The following is a 7,255-nucleotide window of genomic DNA, read 5'->3' on the forward strand; positions in this document are numbered from 1 at the left end:
CGCTTTTTTCCCCAGGGGTCCTTTCAGACGGGTTCTGTTCTGCCAAGTTTCAAACGGAATAAAAGGGAGCAATACAACCGATTATGCCGGATTGAGACTTGACAGCACAGGGAACCTGGATATTTTCTCCAATTTTTTTTCTGAAGGACTTGACTTTCCGAAAAAATTGATTCATAATATATAGCACGAGCTATAACAGGAGGCCGGATGCGCGGATTATTTTTTTGAGAACGAATATAGCACGAGCTATAACAGGTATGTAAGATGGTGGAAACAACAGGACAGGGAGAAGCCGGGCGGCAGGTTACGGTGGCGATGCTTGCAAGATATGTGGGCGTTTCGCGTGTGGCGGTATATGCCGCTTTGAATCCGGATAAGAAGACGACGGTCGGCATCAGCGAAAAGACGAAAAACAAGATTCTTGCGGCTGCCGAGGAACTCGGTTATATTCCAAACGACTTGGCTCGTACACTGGTTTCCGGGCGCAGCCGCAACATCGGGCTGCTGCTGCCCTCGAATCGTTCCGCCATGTCTCAGGAGTTGATTTCCGCGTGCAGCAGGCTTTTCGTGGACAACGGTTATCTTGTGATTTCAGAGTCCTCGGAGGGGGATGAAAAGCGTGAGCGGGAGATTTTGAACCGTTTTTTAATCCGGCGGGTGGATTGCATCATCATCTCCTGGGTCGGCGAGGAGAGCAATGCGGATTTGCGTAAGCAGTTCTGCCGGTGCGGAATTCCGATCATCAACATCCGGAACCGTGAACCGGATTACGATTGCTCTGCCGCGGTCAGTTTTGACGAAGGACAGGTCATGCGGATGATCTGCGGGGTGTTGGGCAATTGCGGACTCCAAAGGCTCTGGTATGTGGGAAGTGGTGTTCCGGAAAGCAATTCCAGTTGCTGGCGGCGCACCCACCTGCAAAATGCCGTCACAGAACATCCTGGTATGCGGCTGGTCGGAATGACCAGCTTCCTCTCGGCAGAGGAGTGTCGCGTCTGGGTGCGGCGTCTGGCCGGTTTGGCGGAGCGTCCGGAGTCGTTCGTCTGCTACAATGATCGAATTGCCCAACTTGTTACCATCGAATTGCGGCTGGCCGGAATCAGAGTGCCGGAAGAGATTGCGGTGACCGGCGTTGATGGCTATTCTGACAAATTCGATCCAGTCTCTCCAACCACTGTCCGGCTGCCCGCAGAGGAGATGGCGACGGAGATTTTTCGGATTTTCTGTGAGGCCGACTATCGCCGACAGCTGATTCGTATCGCTCCGAAACTTATGGAAAGAGAAACCACACCACAACATCTGTAAGAAAGGAATCCCCCATGAAAAGAAGTTTTTTCACATTAATTGAATTGTTAGTAGTGATTGCAATCATTGCGATTCTGGCGGGGATGCTGCTTCCGGCGCTTCAGCGGGCGCGCAGTACCGCTCACAGGAGTTCCTGTTCCGGCAATCTCAAGCAGATCGCGTTCGGACACATCAGTTACAGTGACGAGTACAACGACTTCATCGCAGCCGGAATCCGGTGGCCGGGTAATATCGTATGGCCGACGACACTGGCTCCGTATCTCGGGAAAAACGCCACCGGGAAAATATTCTTCTGTCCCGCATCAACGGAGGAAAACAGCAAATCCATGAAGGACTTCGTCGCATTGCATGAAACATCCTTCAAGTTCGGGGAAGATGCCCGACTGAGTTACGGGCAGAACGTTAATCTTTCACAGCAGCGAACCACGCGGGAGTATCACAAACGGGGAAATTTCAAACATCCGTCGCGGACGGTTGTCATTCTTGACGGAAATATGCCGAAGGCGCCCGATGAGGGGGTAGTTGCCCATTATACCTACACGCAGACTCCTGCCGAAGTTTCCGGGGGGAAAGCATTTTTCGGGACGGAATACGGGCACTCCATAGGGATCAATCTTAATTTTCTCGACGGACACGTCGAATACATCAATTCGACCCTGATGTTGAGAGCCCGTGCAAACAAGGGTCACGCATATTGGGGTAAATTCGGCTTCAACTGGAGCGTTACGGATAACAATTGAGGGGATTGAAAGGATTTGTCATGCGTTTGCAATTCATTATTCGAATGGTTCTTGGATTTTTCTTTCCCCTTGTACCCGTGCTGGCGGAAACGATCTGGCTGGAGGGGGAAGAGGCGAGACAAACCAATTTCACGCCCGGGATTGCGGCTCTCTCCGATGGGGGGGCCGGAGGAGCTTCGTGTGGGATGTTTTTGAAGAATGAACGGCCCGAATCCTCCACCGGCGGCACGATCCGTTTTGCGGAATACGAATTTCATGTGAAGAAATCCGGCTCCTATCGACTCTGGATCGCTTCGACGCCGCTTGTGACCGGATGGGCTTCGACTTACTCGATCCGCTGGAATGACCAGGCGGGAAAGATCGATATGAGCGGCAGAAAATACCAAGGCGTTCCCTATGGAAAGGGAAAAAACGAACAGTTTTTTTTCTGGCATGACGCAGGGAAGCGAGATTTTGCCGCTCCCGGAGTCTACACTCTCAGAATCGAGGCTGGAAAAGGACGATCCGCCGATTCTAAAGTTGTTGTATTTCTGGATGCCCTTGTCCTTACCTCTGACGAGAACTATCGACCCGCCGGAAACCATCCCGCTTTTTCTCCGGGAGCCCAGCCGAACGCCCCGAAAGGAACCATGGTCTGGCGAGAGGCGGAACTGCCGGATGAGAGCAATATCGGAGTACGCGCCAATGTACCGTTCCTGAATGAGAAAGGCCAGGGGGCTTCCGGGGGAATGTATTTCAGCATCGACCGTAAAGTCGATCCTGAAGCGGCTCCCGACGGCTATTATGCGCAATACGAACTGAATGTTCCAGCTCCGGGAACTTACCATGTCTGGATTGCCGCAACGCCGTTTCATGTTGGCTGGGCTTCGCCCTGCTCGATCCGGTGGGATGGCGAGTTGCCGATTGACCTGGTCGGGCGTCGTCCTTATAGCCCAGCCTACGGTTTCCCCCATCCTCGGGCTTATTTTTTCTGGACGAAGGTGGGAGTAAAGGAATTTCGCTCCGCCGGTGTGCATACGTTTCGAATCACGGCGAGCCGTCCCAGGCCAGGGACGGATAACATCCGTCTCTTTCTGGATGCGATCGTCTTGACTGCTGATCCCGCTTGGGCGCCGCGCGGTAATCGCCCGCCGGGGTCGCCATGGAAAGGAATTCCGAACGGAGCTTCCCCGGAGGAACGAAAGACATTTTTTCGCGAAATGATCCACGATATTCAGATGCGAACCTATCCGGCCAAACTGGCTGAAACCAACGAAGAGTGGAATCCGGAGACCACAGCCGAAGTTCTGCGCAAGATGAAGTCACGTCCGCTTCCTGCGCCTTCTGCCATCCGATCCCGAAAGCGGATGCGTTTTGGCGTCCACGGAATAGAGAAACCGTTTGTCGAGGTCGGAGTGGATGAGGAACGAACCGCCGCTGCTCTTGAGCTGCTCGCCCGGGCAGGAGTGGAATTTCTCAGAACCGCTGAACCATGCTGGCACCGTCTTGGAGTGGAGCCAGGTAAATTCGACTTTCGCCAACTCGATTACGAAATATCTCTGGCCGGAAAACACGGGATGAAACTCATGTTGACCACGGGGTTCGCCCCCGCCCGTTACGGCAGGGGACACGGCAACAAACTCGCGGCCTGCAAACCGGAATATTACCCTCTTTATCGCGACTATCTTCGTAAACTTTTCGATCATGTCCCGGAGGATGTGATTCATTCCGTCGAGTTGGGGAACGAGGTCGATGCTTCCCATGTCTGGTGGGTCGGTGACAGCACGCCTGAAGACTATGTGGAGGAGGCAAAAATGACCCGCTTCGCGCTTGACCGCGCATATCCGAACCGCAAATTCCCGTTTCTCGGATTCGGAGCGACCTGGGCCAGCCTTGAGCGAGATCGGGTCGAAGGACGCGGACGTGCCTGGATTGAACGGGCGTTTGATGCCGGAGTGGACGAATGTTTCGATGCTTATTCGCTGCACTACACCTGGAGTGTTCCCAAGTGGGGATTTGCCGACTGGATGCGCGATGAACGCGCCAGACGCGGTTTTTCTTCCAAACAGCTTCATAACAGTGAGGAATCCTGTTACGGGCATCCCGGTGATCTGATGAAACTTTTCGCCCGCGACCTTTTTCTCCAGAATATGGAAAGTGTGACCTATTTTCTCGCCCGCGATTTTCAGGAAGCCGGAAATCTGCTTTACTCCGGATTGTTTGACCTGAATTGGCAGCCGAAGCTCAGATTGCTGGCCTATGCCGCTTCGACCGATGCAATGCGCGGCAGAAAATTGGTTGGAATGGCTGATCCCGCTTTGGGGCTGGAAGCATATATTCTCGAAAAGGAGTCAGAAGAAGCCGACGGCCCGCGTTACACCATCGTCTGTTGGGCGCTTGATCGTGTGGAGCAGGGAATACACTCGGCTCAGAAGCCGCATCGCATCTCCGTGTTTGGTTGGCGCGCTGTTAGCAAGATCGTGAGCTGGCGGCTCGATCCGGTGGCGTTGAATCCGGATGGATCGATCATCATTCCGAATGAACCTTTGGCTGTTTATGCCGATGAGCTCCCGGATTGGAAACTCCTGACACCGGAAGAGTGGCGTGCGCGAAAAGCCGCTGTGGCCGTTCAAGGACAGGATGCCGGTATCCTGCCGGGACAGACACTTCCCGACGGACGATGAGTGTAAGCGCCCAGCCCCCCCCATGGCGAGGGGGAGCTGGGGGAGATTTTTTGAAGGGAAGTAACAGTGAGCCCCATGATGAGGCGGATATCGCGGAGAGCGTTGGAAAAAATTGTTATTGTCCCAAATTTTGTGAAAACAACTTGTAGTTGCCAACCGTGACAACTACATTACCGACCATGTTCATCCTTTTCTGCCAGTAATTTTCCCATTCACTGGCGTTAGCAAACCGTTTCAATATAATTCTCGCAACTTTCGTTACGCCTTTATCATTCCAACCATAAGCGATTTTCTTAATTCGTAAGCGCCCAGCCAGCCCCATCTGGATTTGAGGTTACTTGCGTGCTATGTTTTTCCCAACCCCGAACGAAAGGAGGATGGCATGGGACGCGAAGGACGAGATTATTGGGTAGAACAACTGTCAGAGTATTGGGAGAGCGGTTTGACGATTCAAGGTATGCGCCCAGCGAGCCCCATGGTGAGGAGGAAGAGGGATTTTTTTGAGTGGGAATTTACCAAAAAGATGAATGCCGTCGGGCGGTTATCGTCGTCTGACGGCATTCATTTTGTGGCCATCTTCCCTTTCGAAAAAATCTTCCCTCGATCCACCATCACCATGGAGCTGGCTGGGCGCTTACATTTACAAGCTAGGTTATCTCCGCAGGAAATAGCAAGTAGTCTTCATTACCGAATCAATAAGCCCAGATAGTCCCGACTTGTTTGTCTGTCAAGTCGAAAATGCACAAATACAGGAACAATGAATTATGTTGCTTTGATTTCCCAGTCGGAGATTTGGCGGGCAGCTGTATCAAAATTCACACCAATGAGGGTAATACGCTTTCCCGAGTACTGGTATTTTTGGAAATACTCCTTCCCTTGGATTTGTTTTAATGCAATCTCTGCGGTTTGATTAAGTTTGAATTCAAAGATGTAGACCTGATCCCCATCGCAAATCACCGCGTCAATGCGTCCGTTGTTCGTACGGGATTCCGCTTCCACTCTTACCCCGATCAATAGGAATACCGAGTAGAATAGCAACTGAAAACGTCCTTCCGTGTCTGTTGCAACATCGTACTGCACTGCGGCGAAGAATGTTTTCAGCAATTCCATGAACAGATTGATATCGCGGGCTTTGATCGCCTTGACCATCTTAAATACGTTTGCGCCGACTGTTTCCTGCGGAATGGAGGCATAATCGCTGATCAGGTAGGTTTCAAATGCGCTTTTGACTTCCCGGTTGGGGAAATCGAGATAATACAACGTTTCTCCGAGATCTACGAACGAACTTTTTATGGTCAAGTATCCCGTCTGCAACAAAAGAGCCAGTGGATCAATTTTGTCTATTTCAAACGCATTGAAAGCCAATCCCATAACAGGCTCATTGAGTGTTTTTTCAAAATTGAAGTTCGCTTTTTTGATTAATCCCATCAGAAACGATGGTGTTCCTGTGGAAAACCAGTAGTTGTTGAATTCGGCATCGTTCGTAAAAAACTGAGCCAATGAAACCGGATTGTAAACAGATTCAGCTTTCGCATGAAATCTGTATCCGTCATACCACGCTTTGATTTCCTGAAGCAGCTTTTCCCGTGACATATCCAGCTGCTTACAGGCTGAATCAATGCGGTCAACAAAATAAGTTTCGAATTCCTCCTGAGTATAGCCGAACATCGTTGCATAATCACGATTCATCGTGATGTCGGTCAGGTTATTGAGATCGGAGAACAACGAGACGTGGCAGAACTTCGTTGCACCTGTAACGAATACAAAGCGTTCCCTGCTTTCGCATTTTTTGATAGAAGAATAGAACCCCTTCAAAACGTCCCGGCACGCCATAGCCTCCGGGGCGGTCAAAGTATTCAGGATTGGTTTGTCATATTCGTCAAGAAGAATGACAACAGGATTTTTCTTTGCAATATCTTCAATTAAAAATTCAAAACGCGTGGCATTGGATTGCCCGCGCAATTGCATATTATGCTCTTCTGCCAGGGAAGTGAGTGTGTCGAATAAGAAGTTGTTCAACTCCTCTGGAGTCTTTGCCTGACAATTCCCCATATCCAGATGAATCACGGGATAGGGCTTCCAATCATAAGGCTTGTCATAAATAGCCAGCCCCTTGAAGAGTTCTTTTTTGCCCTGAAAAACCGCTTTGAGGGTGGAGACGGTCAGCGACTTGCCGAAGCGGCGCGGACGGGACAGGAAATACATAGCCTTTCCCTGACTGATAAGCGACCAGATGAATTCTGTCTTATCGACATAAAGGAACTCATCCTTAATGATATCTTCAAAAGTGTAAACACTGCTTGTAATTTTCTTCATATAACCATAACCTCCCGCCGAAATTCAATATACTCTGTCAACGCCGAAATTCAAGGAGACGGAAGAAATCCTCTTCCATTCGTGTTCCGTTACAACGGGGCATTTCATGGCGTCCAGGAGGATGCTTTTTGCGTTTTATCCTGTATCTCGCAAATTTCATGTATGCGTTTTGTTGCGTAATATCGCGTAATTTTGCATATCAGAAACAGCATTTACAAAATTACGCAACAA

At 50.6% G+C, this 7,255-nt stretch carries 5 protein-coding genes; 4 read left to right on the forward strand and 1 reads right to left on the reverse strand.

Translation table 11 applies throughout. The annotated features are described in order from the left end of the window. The first annotated feature begins 264 nt into the window (after window positions 1-264). The 4 genes from Q0J85_RS04775 (at window position 265) to Q0J85_RS04790 (ending at window position 5,417) form a co-directional block, all read left to right on the forward strand. The gene (locus Q0J85_RS04775; RefSeq protein ID WP_294478720.1) at window positions 265-1,305 is read left to right on the forward strand and encodes a LacI family DNA-binding transcriptional regulator; all 1,041 of its coding nucleotides are present in this window, start codon (window positions 265-267) and stop codon (window positions 1,303-1,305) included. 14 nt (window positions 1,306-1,319) lie between these two features. After that, window positions 1,320-2,045 carry a type II secretion system protein gene (locus Q0J85_RS04780; protein ID WP_294478722.1) on the forward strand — a complete coding sequence of 242 codons (726 nt, stop codon included), beginning with the start codon at window positions 1,320-1,322 and terminating at the stop codon, window positions 2,043-2,045. Between the two features lie 185 nt (window positions 2,046-2,230). Further along, window positions 2,231-4,708, forward strand: a complete 2,478-nt coding sequence (locus Q0J85_RS04785; protein WP_294478724.1) for a beta-galactosidase — start codon at window positions 2,231-2,233, stop codon at window positions 4,706-4,708. 382 nt (window positions 4,709-5,090) lie between these two features. Beyond that, window positions 5,091-5,417 carry a hypothetical protein gene (locus Q0J85_RS04790; RefSeq protein WP_294478726.1) on the forward strand — a complete coding sequence of 109 codons (327 nt, stop codon included), beginning with the start codon at window positions 5,091-5,093 and terminating at the stop codon, window positions 5,415-5,417. 53 nt (window positions 5,418-5,470) lie between these two features. Here the strand turns inward: Q0J85_RS04790 and Q0J85_RS04795 are convergent, their stop codons facing one another. Further along, on the reverse strand, window positions 5,471-7,024 hold the full coding sequence (locus Q0J85_RS04795; RefSeq protein WP_294478729.1) for an ATP-binding protein: 1,554 nt from the start codon (window positions 7,022-7,024) through the stop codon (window positions 5,471-5,473). Window positions 7,025-7,255: the final 231 nt, after the last annotated feature.

The organism is uncultured Victivallis sp. (assembly GCA_944389935.1).
Lineage (GTDB): Bacteria > Verrucomicrobiota > Lentisphaeria > Victivallales > Victivallaceae > Victivallis.

Excerpts from the sequence above, each read along its gene's own strand:
- Q0J85_RS04775 (WP_294478720.1), top strand. The coding sequence starts at position 265 with ATGGTGGAAACAACAGGACAGGGAGAAGCCGGGCGGCAGGTTACGGTG.
- Q0J85_RS04780 (WP_294478722.1), top strand. The coding sequence starts at position 1,320 with ATGAAAAGAAGTTTTTTCACATTAATTGAATTGTTAGTAGTGATTGCA.
- Q0J85_RS04785 (WP_294478724.1), top strand. The coding sequence starts at position 2,231 with ATGTTTTTGAAGAATGAACGGCCCGAATCCTCCACCGGCGGCACGATC.
- Q0J85_RS04790 (WP_294478726.1), top strand. The coding sequence starts at position 5,091 with ATGGGACGCGAAGGACGAGATTATTGGGTAGAACAACTGTCAGAGTAT.
- Q0J85_RS04795 (WP_294478729.1), bottom strand. The coding sequence starts at position 7,024 with ATGAAGAAAATTACAAGCAGTGTTTACACTTTTGAAGATATCATTAAG.